Source organism: Colwellia hornerae (genome assembly GCF_007954355.1).
Classification (GTDB): domain Bacteria; phylum Pseudomonadota; class Gammaproteobacteria; order Enterobacterales; family Alteromonadaceae; genus Colwellia_A; species Colwellia_A hornerae.
Genome location: NZ_VOLR01000007.1, coordinates 83,305 through 106,384 on the forward strand (window position 1 = coordinate 83,305; position 23,080 = coordinate 106,384).

20 protein-coding genes and 5 tRNA genes are annotated in these 23,080 nt (G+C 38.8%); 21 read left to right on the forward strand and 4 right to left on the reverse strand.

From position 1 onward, the window contains the following. Positions 1 to 4 precede the first annotated feature (4 nt). Positions 5 to 1,591: a dihydrolipoyllysine-residue acetyltransferase gene (locus ESZ26_RS06500; RefSeq protein ID WP_146798943.1), complete on the forward strand. Its 1,587-nt coding sequence runs from the start codon at positions 5 to 7 to the stop codon at positions 1,589 to 1,591. 78 nt (positions 1,592 to 1,669) lie between these two features. Here the strand turns inward: ESZ26_RS06500 and ESZ26_RS06505 are convergent, their stop codons facing one another. Continuing rightward, positions 1,670 to 2,404 carry a hypothetical protein gene (locus ESZ26_RS06505; RefSeq protein ID WP_146798944.1) on the reverse strand — a complete coding sequence of 245 codons (735 nt, stop codon included), beginning with the start codon at positions 2,402 to 2,404 and terminating at the stop codon, positions 1,670 to 1,672. Positions 2,405 to 2,560: 156 nt separating this feature from the next. Here ESZ26_RS06505 and ESZ26_RS06510 point away from each other — a divergent pair, with 156 nt between their 5' ends. Together ESZ26_RS06510 and ESZ26_RS06515 are read left to right on the forward strand one after the other, a co-directional pair. Further along, a complete protein-coding gene (locus tag ESZ26_RS06510) occupies positions 2,561 to 4,402 on the forward strand; it encodes a protein kinase domain-containing protein (protein WP_146798945.1) in 1,842 nt (613 codons plus the stop codon). A gap of 1 nt (position 4,403) precedes the next feature. Further along, entirely contained in the window at positions 4,404 to 4,778 is a 375-nt protein-coding gene (locus tag ESZ26_RS06515) for a VOC family protein (RefSeq protein ID WP_146798946.1), read from the forward strand. Positions 4,779 to 4,889: 111 nt separating this feature from the next. Here the strand turns inward: ESZ26_RS06515 and ESZ26_RS06520 are convergent, their stop codons facing one another. The 3 genes from ESZ26_RS06520 to cmoA all read right to left on the reverse strand — a co-directional run bounded on the left by ESZ26_RS06520 (position 4,890) and on the right by cmoA (position 8,058). Beyond that, positions 4,890 to 6,230 (reverse strand): anti-phage deoxyguanosine triphosphatase, encoded by a 1,341-nt coding sequence (locus tag ESZ26_RS06520; RefSeq protein WP_146798947.1) that lies wholly within the window; start codon positions 6,228 to 6,230, stop codon positions 4,890 to 4,892. Positions 6,231 to 6,352: 122 nt separating this feature from the next. After that, on the reverse strand, positions 6,353 to 7,315 hold the full coding sequence (gene cmoB / locus ESZ26_RS06525; protein ID WP_146798948.1) for a tRNA 5-methoxyuridine(34)/uridine 5-oxyacetic acid(34) synthase CmoB: 963 nt from the start codon (positions 7,313 to 7,315) through the stop codon (positions 6,353 to 6,355). A gap of 8 nt (positions 7,316 to 7,323) precedes the next feature. Beyond that, entirely contained in the window at positions 7,324 to 8,058 is a 735-nt protein-coding gene (cmoA, locus tag ESZ26_RS06530) for a carboxy-S-adenosyl-L-methionine synthase CmoA (RefSeq protein WP_146798949.1), read from the reverse strand. Between the two features lie 181 nt (positions 8,059 to 8,239). Here cmoA and ESZ26_RS06535 point away from each other — a divergent pair, with 181 nt between their 5' ends. The 18 genes from ESZ26_RS06535 to ESZ26_RS06620 all read left to right on the forward strand — a co-directional run bounded on the left by ESZ26_RS06535 (position 8,240) and on the right by ESZ26_RS06620 (position 22,985). Beyond that, positions 8,240 to 11,086 carry a transporter substrate-binding domain-containing protein gene (locus ESZ26_RS06535; RefSeq protein WP_146798950.1) on the forward strand — a complete coding sequence of 949 codons (2,847 nt, stop codon included), beginning with the start codon at positions 8,240 to 8,242 and terminating at the stop codon, positions 11,084 to 11,086. A gap of 175 nt (positions 11,087 to 11,261) precedes the next feature. Further along, positions 11,262 to 13,061: an aspartate--tRNA ligase gene (gene aspS, locus ESZ26_RS06540; protein WP_146798951.1), complete on the forward strand. Its 1,800-nt coding sequence runs from the start codon at positions 11,262 to 11,264 to the stop codon at positions 13,059 to 13,061. Between the two features lie 103 nt (positions 13,062 to 13,164). Beyond that, entirely contained in the window at positions 13,165 to 13,344 is a 180-nt protein-coding gene (locus ESZ26_RS06545) for a hypothetical protein (protein WP_146798952.1), read from the forward strand. 496 nt (positions 13,345 to 13,840) lie between these two features. After that, a complete protein-coding gene (gene ruvC / locus ESZ26_RS06550; protein WP_146798953.1) occupies positions 13,841 to 14,377 on the forward strand; it encodes a crossover junction endodeoxyribonuclease RuvC in 537 nt (178 codons plus the stop codon). Positions 14,378 to 14,452: 75 nt separating this feature from the next. Beyond that, positions 14,453 to 15,076 (forward strand): Holliday junction branch migration protein RuvA, encoded by a 624-nt coding sequence (gene ruvA / locus ESZ26_RS06555; RefSeq protein WP_146799017.1) that lies wholly within the window; start codon positions 14,453 to 14,455, stop codon positions 15,074 to 15,076. Positions 15,077 to 15,142: 66 nt separating this feature from the next. Beyond that, positions 15,143 to 16,147: a Holliday junction branch migration DNA helicase RuvB gene (gene ruvB / locus ESZ26_RS06560; RefSeq protein WP_146798954.1), complete on the forward strand. Its 1,005-nt coding sequence runs from the start codon at positions 15,143 to 15,145 to the stop codon at positions 16,145 to 16,147. Positions 16,148 to 16,653: 506 nt separating this feature from the next. After that, positions 16,654 to 17,064: a tol-pal system-associated acyl-CoA thioesterase gene (gene ybgC, locus ESZ26_RS06565; protein ID WP_190278392.1), complete on the forward strand. Its 411-nt coding sequence runs from the start codon at positions 16,654 to 16,656 to the stop codon at positions 17,062 to 17,064. Beyond that, on the forward strand, positions 17,054 to 17,737 hold the full coding sequence (gene tolQ / locus ESZ26_RS06570) for a protein TolQ (protein ID WP_070376296.1): 684 nt from the start codon (positions 17,054 to 17,056) through the stop codon (positions 17,735 to 17,737). The genes ybgC and tolQ overlap by 11 nt, the downstream gene beginning before the upstream one ends. A 15-nt stretch (positions 17,738 to 17,752) precedes the next feature. After that, positions 17,753 to 18,178, forward strand: coding sequence for a protein TolR (gene tolR / locus ESZ26_RS06575; protein WP_146798955.1), 426 nt, complete (start codon positions 17,753 to 17,755; stop codon positions 18,176 to 18,178). Positions 18,179 to 18,181: 3 nt separating this feature from the next. Next, entirely contained in the window at positions 18,182 to 19,078 is an 897-nt protein-coding gene (gene tolA / locus ESZ26_RS06580) for a cell envelope integrity protein TolA (RefSeq protein WP_146798956.1), read from the forward strand. Between the two features lie 56 nt (positions 19,079 to 19,134). Further along, positions 19,135 to 20,481, forward strand: coding sequence for a Tol-Pal system beta propeller repeat protein TolB (gene tolB / locus ESZ26_RS06585; RefSeq protein WP_146798957.1), 1,347 nt, complete (start codon positions 19,135 to 19,137; stop codon positions 20,479 to 20,481). A 52-nt stretch (positions 20,482 to 20,533) separates the two neighbouring features. Continuing rightward, positions 20,534 to 21,079: a peptidoglycan-associated lipoprotein Pal gene (pal, locus tag ESZ26_RS06590; protein ID WP_146798958.1), complete on the forward strand. Its 546-nt coding sequence runs from the start codon at positions 20,534 to 20,536 to the stop codon at positions 21,077 to 21,079. Between the two features lie 12 nt (positions 21,080 to 21,091). Then, entirely contained in the window at positions 21,092 to 21,904 is an 813-nt protein-coding gene (gene ybgF / locus ESZ26_RS06595; protein ID WP_146798959.1) for a tol-pal system protein YbgF, read from the forward strand. A gap of 162 nt (positions 21,905 to 22,066) precedes the next feature. Further along, a tRNA-Lys gene (locus ESZ26_RS06600) sits at positions 22,067 to 22,142 on the forward strand. 82 nt (positions 22,143 to 22,224) lie between these two features. Beyond that, positions 22,225 to 22,300 (forward strand) — tRNA-Lys (locus ESZ26_RS06605). 90 nt (positions 22,301 to 22,390) lie between these two features. Beyond that, positions 22,391 to 22,466, forward strand: a tRNA-Lys gene (locus tag ESZ26_RS06610). 178 nt (positions 22,467 to 22,644) lie between these two features. Further along, positions 22,645 to 22,720 (forward strand) — tRNA-Lys (locus tag ESZ26_RS06615). 189 nt (positions 22,721 to 22,909) lie between these two features. Further along, positions 22,910 to 22,985 (forward strand) — tRNA-Lys (locus ESZ26_RS06620). The last annotated feature ends 95 nt before the right edge of the window (positions 22,986 to 23,080 follow it).

Genomic DNA, 23,080 nt, shown 5'->3' on the forward strand with positions numbered 1-23,080 from the left:
TGTCATGAGTATTGATTTTATTCTACCCGATATTGGTGAAGGTATCGTTGAATGTGAACTAGTTGAATGGCTAGTTAAAGAAGGCGACGTTATCGTTGAAGATCAGCCTATTGCTGATGTGATGACAGATAAAGCGCTGGTACAAATTCCGGCAATGCATAATGGTACAGTTACTAAGCTTTATTACGCTCAGGGCGATATTGCCAAAGTACACCAACCACTTTTTTCAATGACCACAGATCAAGAGCAGGCCCCTTCTGCTGTGCAAGCCGCCCCAGTGGTTGCTACGCCAAGTACGCCAGCTGTCGAACATTCAGTTGCGGCTAATGGTGAACCAGCATTAGAACGTGAAGACTTTATTTTACCTGATATCGGTGAAGGTATTGTTGAATGTGAACTCGTTGAATGGTTAGTTAAAGAAGGTGATGTGATTGTTGAAGATCAACCCATTGCTGATGTAATGACAGACAAAGCGCTAGTACAAATTCCAGCGATGCATAACGGTACTGTGACTAAGCTTTATTATGCTAAAGGTGAAATTGCTAAAGTACATGCACCTTTGTTTGAAATAGAAAAGCTGGCGGTTAATGGCAATCAAACTGCAGCTGTCGCAGCAAAAGCCGTTGAAACACCAACTGTTTCTGCCGTTGAAAAAGTTACTGTAGCAACAAGTACTGCACCTGTTGAGACAAAGGTTATTAACAGTAAAGCTGTTGCTAGCCCTGCGGTGCGCCGTGTAGCTCGCGAATTAAATGTTAATATTCATGAAATACCGGGCAGTGGTAAGAAAGGTCGTGTTTATAAAGAAGACGTTGTTTCTTTCACTAAAGTGCCAGTTGTAAGCACTGAAAATGTAGCGCAAGTTGCTGCTGTTGCACAAAGTGGCGGTAAACGTGTTGAGCCTATTCGTGGTATTAAAGCGGCTATGGCAAAAGCTATGGTACGTTCAGTATCAACTATTCCTCACTTTACTTATTGTGAAGAAATAGACATGACGAATCTAATGGCGTTGCGCAGTGGTATGAAAGACGCTTATGCGAAACAAGATATTAAATTAACTATGATGCCGTTTTTCATGAAATCGATTTCTTTAGCATTAAAAGAATTCCCGATTGTTAATACGCAGGTTAATGATGATTGTACTGAAATTACTTATTTTGACGATCATAATATTGGTATGGCAGTTGACTCTAAGGTCGGCTTACTCGTCCCTAATGTTAAGCAAGTACAGAATAAATCTATTGTCGATGTTGCCAAAGATATCATGCGTTTAACTGACTCTGCCCGTGCAGGTCGTGTTGGGGCAGAAGATTTGAAGGGTGGTACTATTACCATTTCAAACATTGGCGCGATTGGTGGCACTGTTGCTACCCCGATAATTAATAAACCTGAATCAGCGATTGTTGCGTTAGGTAAATTACAAAAATTACCGCGCTTTAATGATAAAGGTGAAGTTGAAGCTCGTTATATTATGCAAGTAAGTTGGTCTGGTGATCATCGTGTTATTGATGGCGGTTCAATTGCCCGTTTTTGTAACTTGTGGAAATCATTCTTAGAAGAGCCAAGCAATATGTTGATGCATATGTCTTAGTTTGACGCTTTTTGCTATTAAAAAAACCTGCTAATGCAGGTTTTTTTGTTTATGAGAGCATCCTTTATCAAGACTATTTTATTGGGTTAGGAACATATATATAGAAACATTATTCGATGAGGAGTTCGTTGATGAAAACTTCCACCAGGGTTGCGTTAACAAACCTTTAATAATATTATTCCAAGCATCTTCTTGTTTTTCAGTCACTAGAATTTCGCAATAGGGCTGTTTACAAATAACTGATATTAAATCAATGTTCATGCCATCATAATGGGTTTGTACAAAATCTGAAATATTGTTTTGCATGTTATAACCCCAATCTAAATCGTCTTCTTTTCGATGAAAATCATAGATGTCATTTCTCGTTTTACCTCTAAAGGCACTCAGGAATAAATTGAACGGTTCAGGAGCGAGTTTTTCCATTTCTTCGTCGGTTGCTACACTGCCATCAAATTCACTTAATTGATATTTTAAGGATGAGACTTTACGTTTAGATTTTTTATACTTGTCTTTTAATTGTTGATGCTCAGCTCTTAAGTCTAAGTATTGTTGAGTCAATGCTTCGTCATCGACAGCGAGAGTTACTGTCTGGTTATTAGTTACTTGAGCTTGGGCTTGTGCAACGACAAGCGTTTGTTCTTGTTGATCTCTAGTCTCTTGTTGCTGAGGTGCCTTCAATATTGTTGGCGTCTCTATTAATCTTACCGCAGGATAAGTCAAATCCTCTTGATGGCTTTGTGCGGTCCACGATGAAAGTCCATAGCCGAGTATTGCGCCAATGGTTAAAAGTACCAGCGCTTTAAGTGAATTCATATAAATCCTTTTATTTATGCTTTATTATTGTTTTAAAAGATATTACCTCAATAGAATTATCTTTCAAGCGCTTAAATTTAAGCGGGAGCTTTGAGTTAACATCAAGTCACTTTAGCGATATACTTTTTAGTAGAGCAAGCATTGTTAGGAAATCAAGTGCACGAAAATAAACTGCAACATTTTTATATTGCCGAAGAGCAATCGGTTTACTTATTAAACACTAAAGACGCTACTAAATTAAAAGTTTGGGTTGAATTATGTCAGCAACAATTAAGTTTACTGGGCTATAAAAATATCGCCTTATTAGGAAAGGGCGCCTATGGATTTGTTTTTAATGGTGATGATGATTTAGGTAATGCCTTTGTTTTTAAATTTTCACGGATGAACTTACCGCAACATGTACAAGACAGACTGGCAGAAGAAGCTGAAATTCAAGCTGAGTTATCACATCGACGAATCCCTAAAGTTGTTAAATATTACAAAATTAAGCGCCAATCTATTGTGCATATGGAACGTGCACCTGGGGTTGATTTAGAAAAGTATTCTCAGCAACATGGTCCGTTAGCACCTGAGCTTGTTGTTAATATCGCTATTCAGCTCGCTGAAATTTTGCTTTATTTACGCAATCCTAAAAAACACAGCAAAGGTAAACCCTATGTTCATGGCGATATTAAACCCTCTAATGTTGTTTTTAATGAAAAAACCGGCAAAGTTTACTTAGTTGACTGGGGCTCTGCTGTTGTTGCGCAGCTAGATGCGACTGGGCAAAATACTGCGAATAGCGTCATGGATTTAATGAGTAGCGATTTGCAAAATACCAATGCGCGTTTAGGTGATGTTTACTTTATTGGTCAAGACCAAATAAGTGGCGCAATGTCTTCGCCTCGTTTCGATGAACAGGGTTTAGCGGCAACCATTTATGCGATTGCGTCGGGTCAATCATGTCGATATGGTCATCAGGTTATTTCGCCACTTTCATTGGGTTTACCCAAATTACTGGCGAAAATTATTGATGCTATGCTCAGCGACGATCTAAAAACTCGTAATAGCGCCGGTGATTACTTTTTTAAACAGTTACCTTATTTAAAACGCATGGTGATGGCCAAACAGCATACGACTTTCGATGCTAAATCACTTATCCCTGTCTGGTTAAAATCAAAAACAAACAAAATTTTTGATACGGTAGTTTATGGTTCGAGAAAATCATTCTTAAGAGAGTCTACCGAGAGTGATGAATTAAACGAAATTGATGATGCGCAATTAGAAAAATATTATAAAAACTTTCTTATGGGCATGGGCGATAGCGAAAAAGCATTTATTGCTGCTGTTGGTCGGCTAGGTAATTTTCCTGTAGTCGGCGGTTTAGCGATACGTTGGCAGACCGACGGTATTTATATTGATTCTAATTTAACTTTGTTTGACCCAAATTTGAACGCTTCTTTTCAAAGTGCTGTTAATAATATGGTGCACCTTGCTCAAGGTATTCACCGCGTTGGCATGTTTAAGAGCTGTTTATTCAATGCTAGAAATACGTTGCATGTCGAACGACAAAGTAGCGAGCACGACTTTATTGCTGAGTTGGGACAAGAATTTTCTTTTGAGGTCAGTGATGTTGCTGAGGTTGACGATATCACGCGTTTACACTCGTACTTTGAGGACGGTAAAGACCCTGATGAGTACTTATACCTGCCCGATGAAATCATGGCCGTATTAGCGCGCTTAAATCTAATTCATCATACCGGCTGTATTATTTTCGAAGTGTTACCCACCCACTTAAAAATTCATAGTTATTTAATGTTACTTAACCATGAAAAAAAGCAAGAGCTGACTGAGTGCTTAGCTGAAATTATTACGCTATTACCGACAATTAAAGGGCAAGGGATCTCAGGCTTTATGAAGTTACCCTATAAAGATACCCGATATTTTGAACATATCAGCACTTTGCCTGAAAAGTACTATCCAAGAAACCCAAAAATTATTGAATCAGTAAAGGAATAAGATGAGTAATAAAATAGGTGAAATGGCTTGGCTAGATTTAACGGTAGACAATGCCAGTGAAATAAAAGATTTTTACCAGCGCGTTATTGGCTGGCAAGTTGAAGACGTGGCCATGGGTGAGCATAACGATTATGTGATGAAGAGTCCTGATAGTGGCGAAGCGATCAGTGGTATTTGCCATGCTACAGGGGGGAATGCTGGAATGCCCGCGACTTGGTTACCTTATTTTTTAGTTGAAGATATTAACAATGCTGTGGCAAATGTTACCGAGCTTGGCGGCGAACTGCTCACAGAGATAAAGCAGGTAGGTAAAGATAGCTATGTGATGGTTAAAGATCCCGCTGGAGCTGTCTGTTCACTCTATCAAAAGGGGTGAATTGAGCTTAATCGGTAAGGTACAATTTTTTCAGTGTGACTGCTTTTAAGATAATCTCGCGGAGTAAACAATAAAGCTGAGTAATAACTGAGCTTTATTGCGTGTTCAGTGTTAGCGCTCACTTAACGGGAATGCACCGCTGGGTAAGAATAGTCGCTGATAAAGATGGGTAGCATAGTCATCAGTCATCCCTGAGACATAATCCGAGATCACTCGATACTCGTTCAAGTTATGCGCTTTTGCATAAAGCCAACGCTGCTTGGTATGTTTAGGTAATAAACGTGTTGGATCACTGGCCAGTGCTTCAAATAACTCCATCACTATTTGTTGCCCGCGATACTCGAGTTGTTGAATACTGGTTTGTTTAATAACAAATGAGAAGACAAAGTCTTTGAAAATTTGCAGTGCTTTTGCGGCATTAACCGGGAGCTTAGCGTTATAGCGTAATAAGGGTTCAGTAAAGTTTATTGTCGAGTTTTCATTTAAATCATCTAAATATATTTCGGTAATTAAATAATTGACTAAGCCGCCAATCGCTTCTTTTTGAATGTAGTGCTGTTCATTAAAAAGCTTTGCGGTTAAACGTTGACAATAATCTTGTAACCAAGCTTCATCGATTGCTTTAAGTTTAGTGATAACTTCTTGTTCAAAATCCTGTTGGCTAACTACACCGGTAACTATTGCGTCTTCTAGGTCATGAATACCGTAAGCTATATCGTCAGCGAGCTCCATAATTGAACAATCGAGTGATTTAAATATTGTTTTATTATGTTTGTTTTTGGTGTTCTTTATTGACTGAAAAAGAGTGCGGTCAGCGGGTGATAATGGCGATAAAACCCAGGCAAACATTTCAGCGTCATCACTATATAAGCCTTTTGCTGGATGCCAATCAGCCGCTTTTAACTGTCTAAAAGTGTCGGGGGCAATAGGTAAAGGTAATTGTGTTAACTCGGTTAATAGTTGTGGATATTTTATTAAGCCTAATAATGTTCGACGTGATAAATTCATTCCGTAAAATTCACTAAAAGGCTCTAAGTGTGAAACGATACGAAATGTTTGCCCATTGCCTTCAAAGCCGCCATGGTCGCGCATCATATAATTAAGCGCAACCTCACCACCGTGTCCAAACGGCGGGTGACCAATATCGTGGGCCAAACAAATCGATTCAATTAAGTTCTCATCATCAGGAAAAAGCTCAGCAGATAATTGAGCATGCTTATTTCTTAATTGGGCACTGATTCCTGAGCCAATTTGCGCTGCTTCTAATGAATGGGTTAGACGTGTTCGATAGAAATCACTTTGTCCACTACCCATCACTTGGGTTTTAGATTGTAAGCGACGAAAAGCCGCAGAGTGAAGTATGCGCGCGCGATCACGTTGAAAAGGACTGCGATGATCATTTTGACGTTTTGCAACACTGGCTAGTTTTCGCTGCGACCAAAGTTCGTTCATAGACACCCTGTTATCTTGGTTTTATTTAAATTTTTTACCTATCATAATCATATATTTAAATGGTATCAGTCACTAGCTAAATCTACTCGCCAGCTAAGCAACACATTACTTATTGTAACAAACTAAGTATTAGCAATAAAAATAGCGCGTTTTGGCGCCGGGTAACCTTCTATTGTTTTACTATTATCGTCAGGGTCAAGGAAATCAGCCAGTGACTCAGTATCTATCCAGTCAGTTTTTCGTTGCTCATCAAGTGCGGTGATATCGGTATTAACCACCCGTATATTTTTAAATCCACACCGTGACAGCCATGCACACATCGCCTCACAACTGGGTAAAAACCAGATATTACGCATTTTAGCATAACGCTCGCCAGGCACTAAAACGGTATGTTCGTCACCATCAACCACTAAGGTTTCTAGCACTAATTCGCCACCTTTGACTAATTGTGCTTTTAATTGGTAAAGAAAATCAATCGGAGAGCGGCGATGGTATAAAACACCCATGGCAAATACAGTATCAAATGCATTGAGCTCAGGTAATTGTTCTACGCCTAAGGGCAGGAGGTTTACTTTAGGGTCATTAACAAAATGCTGAATAGCATTAAACTGTGTGAAAAATAACTGTGTTGGATCGATACCAACGACAAATTTAGCTCCATCACCGCGCATACGCCATAAATGATAGCCACTACCACAACCAATATCTAAAACGTATTTATTTTTGAGTGGACTAATATGTTCTTTTAAGCGGTCCCATTTAAAGTCGGAGCGCCATTCAGTGTCTATATGTAAACCATGAATATGGTAGGGGCCTTTGCGCCAAGGTTTAAATTTTTTCAGTAAATTTTCTAAACGCTTATATTCACCTTCAGTAATATCTTCTTTTTTACCGACCGTAACACCGTCACTGATATTAACGACAGATGGTGTGGTCTTTGGCAAAGCGGTTAGGGTTTTCTGCCATTGGGCAAACTCGCCATGCAGTTGTTCTTTTTTCCACTGGCTAAGTTGCGCAGGAAGAGTGTTTAACCAATGGCTTAGGCGGTTTTGAGCGATTTCTTGATAAAACTTATTGAATGACATAAATAAAGCTACTTAATGGCGATGAGTGAAAAAAAGTTAAAACATTGGAACCAAGGCGTTTGATGGTTGAAACCAGCATTTTCTAAGCGTGCGATATGTTCAGGCAAGCTATCAATGCGCATAACCTTTTCAATAGCGGTACGTTTTTGGGCTATTTCTAGTTCGCTGTAACCGTTGGCGCGTTTAAAGTCGAGATGCAAATCGACAAGCAGTTCATTACAAACCTTATCATCAGCGGATATTTTTTCTGATAATAATAATAAGCCACCAGGCTTTAACCCCTTGGCTATTTTAGCTATTAAAGTTGAGCGGACTTCAGGCTCAATAAACTGTAAGGTAAAATTAAGTACTACCATCGAAGCGTTTTCAATCACGACATCTAAAATATTACCTTCAATAATTTCTACCGGAGTATCACCTTTGAATGCACTAACGTGCATTTTACAGCGCTCAACCATCGCGGAAGAGTTATCAACACCGATTATCTTACAGTTTTTAGCTGTGATCGCTTTACGCATGGCTATTGTGGCGGCGCCGAGTGAGCATCCTAAATCATAAACATGACTATCGTCAGTGACAAAACGCTGACTTAAACGACCAATCGTATCAATAATGGTGTTGTAACCAGGCACAGAGCGGGAAATCATATCTGGGAAAACTTCGACAACATGTGCGTCAAAGGTAAAATCTTTGATTTGACTTTGCTTTTTTGAAAAAATTAAATCGGGTTCTGATGGTTTCATTAGGTTGAACTTGTCTTGGCATTAAAATATCAATTCTAAAGTTATTTTAACCCAAATTTATTGTCATAGGCTAGTTTTGCGTACTTTTAGTGGCTAAAGCTAAGATTTTTCATGCAATTTATTGCTAATAAGGTCTATAATCGTTGTTATTTCATCCACTTTAACCATTGAGGAATTGCTGTTGCAACTTAATTATTTTATTCGTTGTTTGCTGTTAGTGGTGATGTGTTTTGCTATAAAAGTGCAAGCAAATAATGAACGTTTTGAAATCTCAGCACAACCACTCACGATAGCGATAAATAAAACCACTTATCCTTATATGTTTCTTAATGATAAAGGACAAGCCGATGGCTTAATGCCCGATCTTTGGACGTTATGGGCAGAGCGACAAGGTGTTGAAATTAAGTTCATTACCACGGATTGGTTATCAACATTATCACGGGTTAAATCAGGAGAAATTGATATTCATGGTGGGATGACAAAAACAGTAGAGCGCAGTAAAGAATTCTCACTTACACCGTCTTTTTTCTATCATGATTTTTATTTTTATACCCATAGAGATTTCACCAATTTAACTGAAATTAGCCAGTTATCACCTTATATTATTGGTTCAGTTATCGGCTCAAGTCATGCCGCAATTATTTTAGAGAACTACCCACACCTTAAACTGCGTTTATACGCAAACCGATATGCGTTATATCAAGCGGCATTAGATAACGAAATAATGGTTTATACGGGGGTCGAAAAACCCTCTAAACTTTTTAGCGAATATTTTGAATTAAATAAACAGTACCCACCTTACAAAAGAATTAGTTTTTATCAAGGTGAGTATGTAGCGGCAACGTCATTAAATAATAAGCTGTTGAAAGACTTTATTGTTGAAGGTTTTGATAAAGTTACGGCGGCAGAAAAATCGCTGATAGAAAAAAAATGGTTAGGACGAGAGAAAAATAGCAAAACATTATTATTAAGCTTTTTAACGCAAGCGCCACCTTATATGGCCGTTTCTCCAACAGGCCAGCCTCAAGGATTATTTATTGATTTATGGCGCCTATGGGCGAAAGAAAGTGGCATTGAAATTGAATTTATTGCTCAGTCACCATCACAAGAATTAGCGATGTTACAAGACGGAGATGTTGATATACACATTGGTTATTCTGCTGAAAATTTTGATAATCAATTACAAATCGCCTCACAAATTTATGGTGTTGATGCGGGTGTCTTTGTTTCTACCCGAATTGATAATGTTTATTCATTAAAAGACCTACAAGGTAAAAAAATAGGTATTTTAGCGGGAACTACTTATGAGAACACCCTCATTAATATGTACCCTAATTTAAAAGTTCAGGTTTATCAGACAACTAATGAATTGCTTCATCAGGCTGAATTAGGAAATATTGATGCTATGGTCAGCGCGCAGGAGTACCTGAATGCTCGTTTAATACAAAGTAATTTACAATCTTCATTTTATCAATTAAAAAATGTTACTTTTCCAACCCCTGTTTATTCTTTAGTAAAAAAGGGTAATGATAAATTGGTTGAGCTGATTAAAGAAGGTTTTGCCAATATCCCTATTGAACAACTTATTAGACTTGAGAGAAATTGGCTTATCGATAAACACAATGGCTACTTTGTTCGCTCGGCTGAAAAAGTGAGTTTATCCAATTCCGAACAATCCTGGTTAGAGCAACATCAGAAAATCAGTGTTGGCCTTGTTAAAAATTGGATGCCAATGGAATTTGTTAATGCAAAAGGTCAAGTCACTGGTATCAATCCAGATGTACTTAAGCTGATATCGGATCGTTCTGGTTTAGCGTTTGAATTTACATTTTTTGATAGTTGGAGTGACTTATATCAAGGATTGATCGAACAAAAAATTGATATGCTTGCCAGTGTTTCTGTGACACAAGAGCGCAAGAAGCAGGTAATATTTACTCAGTCTTATTGGAGTATGCCTTGGGTTATTCTACATCAACGTCAGTTAGGCTCTCAACTAACACTTAACAGTTTTCATGGTAAAGAATTAGCGGTTATCAAAGGCTATTATTTATCGTCTACTATTAGAAAAGCACACCCCCTCATATCGTTAAAACTTGTTGATAATCACAATGCCGGTTTACTAGCCGTTCAGCAAGGCAAGGTTGATGGTTTTATTTCTAATATAGCGTCTGCTTCAGAATTAATGAAACGAGAAAGCCTCAGTGTTTTAGACATGTCAGTGTTAGAAGAATTGCAAAGAGACAGCAGTCACTTTGCCATTAGGCCTGATTGGCTTGAATTACAACAAATCATAAATAAAACCTTATTGACTATTTCTGAAAACGAAAAACAGAAAATTTATGATCGTTGGTTTGGGGTAAACATCGAAACAGGGTTTAATAAAGACGTTGTAATGCGAGTTGCTGCTCAAATTGGTGTACTTATTCTCATTGTTATAATTGCGATAATAATGTGGAATAGGCGTCTATACGGTGAAATAAAAACGCGTAAATTGCTTGAAGAAAAAATGAAGCATATGGCAACTCATGATGAATTAACTGGGTTAGCTAACCGGGTATTGCTAAAAGACAGAATTAATACCGCCATTAGCTTTCATCAACGCCAACAACTGCAAATAGCGGTGTTATTTATCGATCTTGATGGTTTTAAAACCATCAATGACACCCATGGCCATGATGTAGGCGATGAGCTACTCGTCAAAGTGGCTAATAAACTGAAAAGCTGTGTTCGACAGTCAGATACGGTTGTCCGTTTTGGTGGTGATGAGTTCGTTTTATTACTAACAGGTTTGCATAAAAAGAGTGAAGCCGCTTACATTGCTGATAAAGTATTAAAGCTGATGCAACAGCCTTTTGAACTGTCGGTTGAACGGGTTAATATCGGTTGTAGTATCGGTATTGCTATGTATCCCGACGATGGAGTGACTGACAATGATCTGCTTAAAATCGCCGATACATTAATGTATAGGGTTAAGGCGAATGGAAAAAATCATTATGTCTTTAGCTCTGAGACATACGCGCCTAAATAAATTAAACCAAGCTATTTTGTCATCCGTAAAATATTTTTTTAAGCATTTTACGGCCACTATTCCCCTTAATGCTTTTTTTGTCGTCATATTCCTTTATAATGTCGGCAATTTTCCATCCTAACGATTGCCATGCTAATACTTGCATGAGCTAGTTAGTATTATCAGGACAACATACATGCGCGATCTTTATTGTGGTGATGTGAACGAATCTCACATCGGCAAAGAAATTACTTTATGCGGCTGGGTTAACCGTCGTCGAGACTTAGGTGCGGTGATCTTTTTAGATCTACGTGATCGTGAAGGTATGGTACAAGTCGTTTACGATCCCGATTTACCTGAAGTTATTGCTAAAGCTAATACCTTACGTAACGAGTTTTGTGTTCAAATTAAAGGCAAAGTACGTGCTCGCCCTGAAGGTCAAATTAATAAAGACATGAAAACTGGCGCAATTGAAATTTTAGGTTTAGAACTTACTATTTTAAATAAATCTGCACCATTACCACTGGATTCAAATCAAAATAATTCAGAAGAACAACGTTTGAAATATCGCTATTTAGACTTACGCCGTAGTGAAATGACAGAACGTATGCGTTTTCGTGCAAAAGTAACATCAGCAGTGCGAACGTCCTTAGAAGGTCAAGGCTTCTTAGATATTGAAACGCCTATTTTAACCGCAGCGACACCTGAAGGTGCGCGTGACTACTTAGTACCAAGTCGCACGCACAAAGGTCAGTTCTTTGCTTTACCGCAGTCTCCTCAGTTATTTAAACAATTGTTAATGATGTCGGGTATGGAACGTTATTATCAAATTGTTAAATGTTTTCGTGATGAAGATTTACGTGCTGACCGTCAGCCTGAATTTACACAAATAGATATTGAAACGTCATTTATGAGCAGCGAGCAAGTGATGAATGTTGCTGAAACAATGATCGTTAAATTATTTAAAGATTTAATGAATGTTGACTTAGGCACATTTCCTCGTATGACTTATTTAGAGGCAATGACACGTTTTGGTTCAGATAAACCTGATTTACGTAACCCATTAGAATTAGTGGACGTTGCTGATATTGTTAAAGATGTAGAATTTAAAGTCTTCTCTGGTCCAGCCAATGACGAAAAAGGCCGTGTATCGGTAATTTGTGTACCAGGTGGTGCTGCAAAATTCTCACGCAAAGGTCTTGACGAATTGACTAAGTATGTTGGCATTTATGGTGCTAAAGGCATGCCTTGGTTAAAAGTTAATGATGTAGATGCAGCCTTAAGTACTGGCATTGACGGCATACAATCGCCGGTTTTGAAGTTCTTAAATGAAGAAGCGGTAAAAGCTTTATTAACACGTACTAATGCTAAAACAGGCGATATTATCTTCTTTGGCGCAGACAAGTACAATGTTGTTACTGAATCGCTTGGTGCCTTGCGTCTTAAATTAGGTGAAGACTTAGAATTATTACAAGGTGATTGGAAACCATTGTGGGTTGTTGACTTCCCGATGTTTGAAGAAGCTGATGGCGGCATGCACGCGATTCATCATCCGTTTACCGCACCTATTAATTTAACGGCTCAAGCATTAGAAGCTAATCCTGTTGGCGCGCTTTCTGATGCCTACGATATGGTGTTGAATGGCTGTGAATTAGGCGGTGGCTCGGTACGTATTCATAACCAAGATATGCAAGCTGCAGTTTTTAGAATTTTGGGTATTAGTGACGAAGAAGCGCAAGAAAAATTTGGCTTTTTACTTGAAGCACTTCAGTATGGTGCTCCACCACACGCAGGTTTAGCGTTTGGTTTAGACCGTTTAGTGATGTTAATGACTGGCGCATCATCAATTCGTGATGTTATGGCTTTTCCAAAAACAACCACAGCGGCTTGTCCCTTAACCAATGCACCGGGCAAAGCAAATCCAGCACAGCTTGTTGAATTGGGTATCGCTTGTTTACCAAAAACCGAAAAGAAAGCAGAGCCTTTAGCTGAATAGTTTATAAATAATCAGCGTTCGATAAAAAGCAGCTAATTAGCTGCTTTTTTTATGTACAGGATGTACGGTATGTCGTGGTGCCATGGATGGCAAGGAACGACGAATGTCAGGATGTACGGTATGTCGTGGTGCCATGGATGGCAAGGAACGACGAATGTCAGAATGTACGGTATGTCGTGGTGCCATGGATGGCAAGGAACGACGAATGTCAGGATGTACGGTCATGACAGCTATTAGGCATCAATGCCTTCGCTGCATTAGTGCTTCCTGCACGTCATTTTAGTTCCAGACAAATCATAAGTACCTTCATCCCTGTAGGCAATGTCGTGGTGCCATGGATGGCAAGGAACGACGAATGGTCAGGATGTACGGTCATGACAGCTCTTAGGCATCAATGCCTTCGCTGCATTAGTGCTTCCTGCACGTCATTTTAGTTCCAGACAAATCATAAGTACCTTCATCACTGTAGGCAATGTCATGGTGCCATGGCAGTTCTTAGGCATTCATGCCATCAACGTGCATTAGTGCATCCATGCACGTTGATGGCAAGGAACGACGAATGCTACAACGGTATGAATGCCTGAGTCGTCGATGTACTAGGGCTCTTGTCGTCATGCTGAATTTATTTCAGTATCTGGATAATTGTTTGGTATTTACATAACGTTCATTGCCAAAATGAACGACGATATTGCCATTTAACAGACTTCAACGCATAATCTCGATACTCTTTTAAGCCATTTCTGCTTTCGTTAACATATTATTAAATAAGAGAACTCAATTTGACCATAATTCTAGGTATTGATCCTGGCTCACGTATTACCGGTTACGGTGTTATAAAAAAAGAAGGTCGCAAAATTTCATATTTGGGCAGTGGCTGTATAAAAGCGTATGCGGGTAACAAAGAAGAAGACGACTTTAGTCTTCGTCTACAAACTATTTTTGCCGGTGTTTCTGAGTTGATCCTACAATTTTCTCCCGAACTTTTTGCTATAGAACAAGTTTTTATGGGGGTTAATCCCGGTGGCGCTTTAAAATTGGGACAAGCGCGAGGAGCTGCTATTGTTGCGGCAACCAATAAAGGCTTACCGGTTGCAGAATACTCAGCCAGACAGATAAAACAATCGGTTGTTGGCACGGGCGCTGCCGATAAAAGCCAAGTACAACACATGGTAAAATCGATTTTGAAGTTGCCTGCTATGCCACAAGCAGATGCTGCTGATGCACTTGCTATTGCGCTTTGTCATGCCCATAGCCATGACACACTTGCAAAAATGGCCGGGCAGGTCAGTAAAATCGTCCGTGGACGATTACGATAAACCACGCAAGCCACTTTACTGTATAAATATATAGTGGTATGGTTGCCAAAAGTTAATGTCGAGAAGGTTTTTGCTGTGATTGGTCGTTTACGTGGAACATTATTAGAAAAATTAGCACCAGAAGTCTTAATAGAGTGTGGTGGTATTGGTTATGAAGTTACTATGCCAATGACCAGTATTTATGCACTACCTGAATTAAACGAACAAGCCATTATTTATACGCACTTTGTGGTTCGTGAAGATGCACAATTATTATATGGCTTTGCTAATAAAATTGAACGTAGATTATTTAGACTGGTTATTAAAGTTAATGGTGTTGGCCCTAAATTAGGCCTTGCGATACTTTCAAGTATGTCAGCCGACCAGTTTGTTAGCTGTGTTGCCCACGACGATTTGACCAGTATTGTAAAAATACCAGGTGTTGGTAAAAAAACAGCCGAGCGTTTACTTATTGAAATGCGCGACCGTTTAAAAGATTGGCAAGTCACTCATACAGCAGCACCACTCGTCTCAGGTACAATACCGATTGAACTTCATCATGAAAACACTTTTGTTACCAATGCAAAAGGTGATGCGATTAACGCTTTAGTTTCTTTAGGCTACAGTCAGCAACAAGCTGAGAAGTCGATACGAAACGTATTTAAAGCAGAATCAAGTAGTGAAGATCTTATTCGTGACGCATTAAAGTCAATGCTTTAATATTCACGCAGGCCTGACAATTTTTATTTAGCTGTATCTAAATAAGCAAAGACACAAGAGAAAATAATGATAGAAGCTGATCGTCTTATTGAACCTACTGCCCAGCCAGAAGAAGAAACCATTGATCGTGCTATTCGTCCTAAATTACTAGCCGATTATACTGGGCAAGATCATGTCAAAATTCAAATGGAAATTTTTATCGCGGCGGCAAAGAAGCGTGATGAACCACTCGATCATCTATTGATATTTGGACCCCCGGGTTTAGGTAAAACCACACTTGCTAATATTGTGGCCAATGAAATGGGGGTAAATATTCGCACAACTTCTGGTCCTGTCTTAGAAAAAGCTGGAGATTTAGCGGCTTTACTGACTAATCTAGAAGAAAACGATGTACTTTTTATTGACGAAATTCATCGGCTAAGTCCAGTGGTTGAAGAAATACTTTATCCTGCCATGGAAGATTACCAGCTAGATATCATGATTGGCGAAGGTCCTGCGGCCCGTTCAATAAAACTAGACTTACCAGCATTTACCTTGATTGGTGCAACGACCCGTGCCGGCGCCTTAACGTCGCCACTAAGAGATCGTTTTGGCATTGTGCAACGACTTGAGTTTTATAACACCAAAGATTTAACTGAAATCGTTAAACGTTCCGCCTACTTTCTCAAGCTACCTATCGATGAAGAGGGCGCATTTGAAGTGGCCAAACGTTCTCGTGGCACACCAAGAATAGCTAATCGATTATTACGCCGAGTTCGTGACTATGCCGATGTAAAAACGCAAGGGATCGTAAGTCAAGCAACCGCAGCTAAAGCACTAAATATGTTAGAGGTCGATGACCAAGGTTTTGATTTAATGGACCGAAAATTATTACAAGCAATTATTGATAAATTTATGGGAGGTCCTGTTGGCCTCGATAATGTCGCCGCAGCCATTGGCGAAGAGCGTGAAACAATTGAAGATGTTATTGAACCTTATCTTATTCAACAAGGTTTCCTTCAAAGAACGCCGCGTGGACGTATAGCAACTGAACGCGCTTACCAGCATTTTGGTTTAGATAAGCCGGTTTAATAACCAATTCACATCGTGATATCAAATTTTAGGTAAAAAAAAGCCCACATCAATTATGTGGGCCAACTTATAAATTAAGTTGATAAGAGGAAATAGGGTTCCAATAAACATGTCAGAGAGAAGAGATAAAATCTATTCAAGTTGTCTGGCTATCAATTACCCCGTTATATCAGTGAAGATAAACTTGAATAACTATTACGCTAGCTCGAACAACAAGCGGATTTTAGAGTAACTGTTCTATTTATACAAGATAAAAAAATTAGATATTTCGCATTAGAAAAACTAATGTTAACTTTTGTGGTGTGTCTTTAACCAGCGCGGTACAAACTGCTAATTTTCTGCTAGAAACTATTTTTCAAAATGTTACATTCGATTACCACTAAACGCTTGTCGTCAGAAGTTATTATCATTAATATAGAAGAAATTATAATTGAGTGCCGCGAATTTTATTTTTAACGATAAAAATACAAATAACGATGCTCTGAGCCTTTTACATCATTCAACTCATGCCAGATATTAAACACGTTTATCCAGTCAGGATATATTATGAAGATACAGATGCCGGTGGTATTGTTTATCATGCAAACTATTTAAAGTTTTGTGAACGTGCCCGTACTGAGTGGTTAAGAGAATTAAACGCTAATCAATCATCTTTTTTAGAACAAAACATTGCTTTAGTGGTCAGAAGAGTGGAAATGGATAATGTGGCTTCAGCCAAATTAGATGATTTACTTATTGTTACCTCATGGATTAGCGAATTGAAACGCGCCAGTCTGGTTTTTACTCAACAAATTAGTGATCAGCAAAATAAGCTTATTTGTGCTGTTGTTGTCCAAATTGCTTGTGTTAACTTATCACTTGCCAAACCCTGTGCTATTCCCGAAAAAATATTAGGAGCGTTAAAACGTGTCAGCTGAAATTTCTATATTTGATTTATTCCTTCAAGCCAGTCTGTTAGTTAAAAGTGTAATGTTAATTCTACTAGGTTTCTCTATTGCTTGTTGGGCGATGATATTTCAACGTCGAAAAGCACTTAACGACGCACAAGCACAAATGAAAATCTTTGAAGATAAGTTTTGGAGTGGAGCTGATTTGAGTAAACTCTACAATGAAGTTTCTTCTAAAGGTCCTGCGACCGGTATTGAGAGTTTATTTGTTTCCGGCTTCAAAGAGTTTGCCCGTTTACGAAAAAGTAATATGGATTCACCACAAGCCATTGTTGATGGAACACATCGAGCAATGCGGGTTGCACTTTCACGTGAAGTTGACCACCTTGAAACTCACCTGCCATTTATGGCGACTGTTGGCTCTATTAGTCCGTACATAGGTTTATTTGGTACTGTCTGGGGCATTATGAATTCGTTTATTGCCCTTGGCGCTGTTGAGCAAGCAACCCTTGCTATGGTTGCTCCGGGGATTGCCGAAGCATTAATTGCCACGGCTATGGGCTTATTTGCTGCAATTCCAGCGGTAATCGCTTTTAATCGCTTTAGTCATCATGTTGAAAAACTAGAGAATGGTTACGGTAATTTTATGGAAGAATTTTCCAGTATTTTACAACGTCAAAGTACCAGTGAACCCTCAGCATAAACGGAGTAATATCTTATGTATAAAAGAGTAAGACGCCGTAAAGTTGCTGAAATCAATGTTGTTCCTTACATTGATGTTATGTTGGTATTGCTGATTATTTTTATGGTTACCGCGCCATTGATCACCCAAGGTGTGAAAGTTAATTTACCTAAAGCCGATGCAGAAGCGCTTGATAAAGAGTCAAAACCCCCTTTAGTTGCTTCCGTTGATGCCGACGGTAATTATTATTTAGCGGTTGGTACCAGCAAGAATGAACCTATGTCGGCAGAACAAGTGGCAACACTGGTTGCTGCCCATTTAAAAGTTGAACCTGATACGCCGGTAGTGGTTAACGGTGACGGTGCTGTTTCTTATGATGCCGTGATCCAACTGATGGTGTTATTACAACAAAAAGCAGGTGTGCCATCGGTTGGTTTAATGACAGACCCTGGAGCTAAATAATTAATGAGCCGAAAATTTGCCATCGCATTATCGCTTAGTTTCTTATTACATATCGTGCTAGCTGCGGTATTATTGATGGGCGATTTTGACAGAGAACCCAAAGTGGCCCCTAAAGTTGTGCAAGTACAGACTATTCAGGCAACTATTGTTGATAAAAGTAAAATTGAAGCACAAGTTAATAAAATTAAACAAAAAAAAATTGATGATGCCAAACAGTTAAAAGACCTTGAACAGCAAGTTGCTTCCGCTAAGGTAAAACGTGCTAAAGAAGAAAAACGTATTAAAGAACTTGAGCGACAAAGAAAGAAAAAATTACTAGAGAAAAAGGCAGCTGACTCAGCAGCAAAAAAAGCGCTAAGCAAAGCTGATGCCGCTGAAAAAATACGTAAACAAAAAGAAACAGAACAAAAAATTGCAGAACAAGCGGCGGCAGATGCAAAAGCTAAACGCCTAAAAGAAGAAGTAGCAGCCAAAAAAGCCGATGATCTACTTAAGAAAAAAGCAGCAGAACGCAAACGTAAAGAACAAGAAGCTAAAGAACGTGCGCGACAACAAAAAATGTTAGAGCAACAAATGGCTGAAGAAATGGCGATTAGGCAACAAGCTCGTCATCAGCAAACAATGACGGAAGCCGGTCGATTTACGGCCCTAATAAAGCAAACTATTCAAGGAAATTTGATCACTGACCGTAGCACTATGGAAGGTAAGTCTTGTAAATTAACCATAAGTCTTGCACCATCAGGTTTTGTAACCAATGTAGTTATTGGCAAAGGGGACCAGGTAGTTTGTAGCGCTTCAAAGACGGCTATCTATAAAGCGGGGACATTACCTGTTTCGAAAGACCCAGAAGTATTTAACAAAATGCGCACGATTAGCCTAACAGTGGTACCTGAATTTTAATGGTTCAGTTTATATTCAATGAAAAATAACCCATGACTGAGAAAATAGTAAAATATATGAATAAATTTAAAGTAGCCTTCATTTTCTTTATTGTACTGATTTCAAATAGTGCCCTTGCAACGCTTGAAATTGTCATTACCGAGGGTATGGATAGTGCTAGACCTATTGCTGTTGTGCCTTTTAAATGGACCGGCTTAGAGCCGCTTCCAGAAAATATTTCATCTATTATCGGTGAAGATTTATTGCGCAGCGGTAAATTTAACCCAATAAAAAACAGTCGGTTTCCTCAAACACCTTTCTCTGATCAAGAAATTGATTATTCAGCCTGGGCAAATGAAGGCGTTGAAGCGGTTGTGGTTGGAGAAATTAATCCAATAGGAATTGGTCGTTACAAGATAAGCTATCAGCTGGTTGATGTTATTCGCGGGCAAATTACCGGTGGACAATCTCAAATGCTAAGTAATGGTGAGTTGGTTCAAACTTCTGATCATATTTATGCTGAAGGTGCTTTTGAAATTAATGCGGACCAATTTCGTCGTTATGGACATCATATCAGTAATGTTATCTATGAAAAGTTAACCGGCAGTAAAGGTGCATTTTTAACAAAAATTGCCTATGTGATTGTGCGAGACCAAGGGGAATTTCCTTTTCAGTTAGTCATGGCTGATTATGACGGCGTTAATGAGCACGTTTTGTTGAGCTCTAAAGAACCGCTAATGTCACCTTCATGGCATCCAAGTGGCAATCAGTTAGCGTATTCAACATTTGAGAATAACCAACAAAAAATATATATTATAGATATCTATACTGGAAAGCGTACGATGATCAGCGATCACCCTGGTATAAATAGTGCGCCACGTTGGTCACCCGACGGTAAACAAATTGCGATGATGTTATCGAAAGATGGTAATTCAGAGCTCTATATTATGGAAGTTGCAACGAGAAAATTACGGCGGATCACCCGTCATCGTGCCATCGATGCAGAGCCAAGTTGGAGCCCTGATGGAAAATCCTTAGTATTTAGTTCAGAACGGGGTGGTAAACCTCAGCTATATCGCGTAAATTTAGTCGATGGTCGTGTTAAACGACTAACCTTTGATGGTGAAATGAACCTTGGTGGTTCAATTACACCTGACGGTCGCCAACTAATTATGGTGAACAGAACACGAGGGAATTATCATTTAGCTAAACAAGAGTTGGCGTCAGGCATTTTTCAAGTTCTGACAAAAACACGTTTAGATGAGTCGCCGAGCATAGCTCCAAATGGTGGCATGATAATCTACAGTACTTTACACAATAATAGGCAAGTGCTTAGTTTAGTATCTGTAGATGGAAGATTTAAAGCGCGCTTACCCGCGGCTGATGGTGAAGTAAAAGCACCTGCTTGGTCACCATTTTTATAAAAAATTAAACATTAATTTAAAACATAACTTTAGAAAAATAAGGACAATTATAATGCGTTTGAATAAAACTGTGAAAGCTCTTGCGATTGCTTTGCCAATTTTGGCTTTATCTGCTTGTAGTTCAAATTCAGAAACTGATGAACAAAGCAACGTAGCGACTAATGCTCAAGAGTCTTCAGTAATAGAAAATAATACTGCTGATGTTCAAGTTAGTGCCGTACAACGTGCTGCTGAAATCGAAGAGCAACAACGTCAAGCATTAGAAAAACTTCGTGCTGAGCACATTGTTTATTTTGATTTTGATACCTCTACAGTTAGCACTGAATTCTCTGCTATTTTAGATGCACATGCTAAATTTTTAAACAAAAGTTCAAGCATAAAGGTTTTAGTTGAAGGTCATGCCGATGAACGTGGTACGCCTGAATACAACATTGCTTTAGGTGAGCGTCGTGCTAAAGCGGTAGTGACTTATTTAGAAAATATGGGTGTTTCATCTGCGCAGCTTAGTGTTGTTAGCTATGGTGAAGAAAAGCCGATGATTAAAGATCGTAGTGAAAATGCATTTGCTAAAAATCGTCGTGCGGTATTAGTTTACTAATCAGGGATATAAATGAAACTGAATAAAGTTTTATTCGGGATGTCCTTTGTTGTTACTACCCTTGCGGTAGTAGCAGCAGAATCTGCTCCCGTTATAGATATAACTAAGACGGGGGCAATTAAAAATAGCCCCTCGCAATATACCTCATCGGTACCACAAACAATTGCCGAGCAGTTGGCCAATCTTGAACGTAAACTTGACGCTCGTAATCGCGCCCAAGTCAATGTGCAGCGACAACTCGATGAACTTCAAAATGAAGTGAATGAATTACGCGGTGTCACTGAATTACATACTCATCAGCTCAGTCAAGTTTTGAATCGACAGCGTGAGTTATATCAAGAGCTTGACCGTAGAGTAACAGAAGCATTAAAACCTGAAAATAACGTTCCTGCGGCGCTTGTAGCCCCAGCAAAAGCTTCTTCAGACGCTTCGGTAAATTATTCAACGAATTTAACTGAAAACCAAGCGTATGACAGTGCGGTAAATTTAGTATTAAAAGATAAACAATACGATAAAGCGATCCCTGAATTTCAAGCGTTTAATCGCCAGTTCCCAAATTCTAGTTATGCACCCAATGCACATTATTGGTTAGGACAGCTATTATTTAATAAAACAGAATACATCAAAGCAAAAAATGAATTTAATTTAGTGGTTGAACAATATATCGACTCAAACAAGCGTAGTGATGCAATGTTGAAGTTGGCGATGGTTGAACAAAAGCTAAATAATGATGCAGCAGCTAAAAGTTGGTATCAAAAAGTTCTTACACAATACCCAGATTCAAGTGCGGCTCAACTAGCAAAACCTAGGTTAGAAAATTTATAACCAATAAAAGCGACGATAACTTAGACTAACTGCCTTCTTTTTATGCAAGTAGTCAATTAATAAGAAATAAGTTCAATTTAAGGTTGCACTAAAAAAAATTATGAGTATTATATGCGTCGCGTTGAGGCACTAGTGCAACGCAGTGTGAATTAGCACTTATGTCGGCCGTTAGCTCAGTTGGTAGAGCAGTTGGCTTTTAACCAATTTGTCGAAGGTTCAAATCCTTCACGGCCGACCACTTCTTTATAATGACTATTTCTTATAAAGAAAAGAAGCACCTTGTAAGATTCGAAATTCATTTCGAAAAAAAGAAATTATGTCGGCCGTTAGCTCAGTTGGTAGAGCAGTTGGCTTTTAACCAATTTGTCGAAGGTTCAAATCCTTCACGGCCGACCACTTTCTTTCTTAACAAGTACAATGCAAGATTAATAGATTAATAATAATTGCATTAGTTGATGATAATCCTCAACACTACAGTTTATATGTCGGCCGTTAGCTCAGTTGGTAGAGCAGTTGGCTTTTAACCAATTTGTCGAAGGTTCAAATCCTTCACGGCCGACCACTTCTTAATTTCTAAGTCAGATAGTAAAAACTAAAGCAAAAGCTTTTAACCGTTAAGCCGATTAATTCGAAGCTTCAAATCCTTCACGGCCGACCACTTTCTTTCTTAACAAGTACAATGCAAGATTAATAATAATTGCATTGGTTGATGATAATCCTCAACACTACAGTTTATATGTCGGCCGTTAGCTCAGTTGGTAGAGCAGTTGGCTTTTAACCAATTTGTCGAAGGTTCAAATCCTTCACGGCCGACCACTTCTTAATTTCTCAAGTCAGATAGTACAAAAACTAAAGCCGAGGCTTTTAACTGTTAAGCCGATTAACTCGAAGGTTCAAATCCTTCACGGCCGACCACTTTCTTTATTAACAAGTACAATGCAAATTTATTACCTTAGTAATTGTTGCATTAGTTGATGATAATCCTCAACACTACAGTTTATATGTCGGCCGTTAGCTCAGTTGGTAGAGCAGTTGGCTTTTAACCAATTTGTCGAAGGTTCAAATCCTTCACGGCCGACCACTTCTTAAATAGTTAATTTCTAAATTTATAAGCCAGATAGTAAACAACAAAAAGCCGAGGCTTTTAACCGTTAAGCCGATTAACTCGAAGGTTCA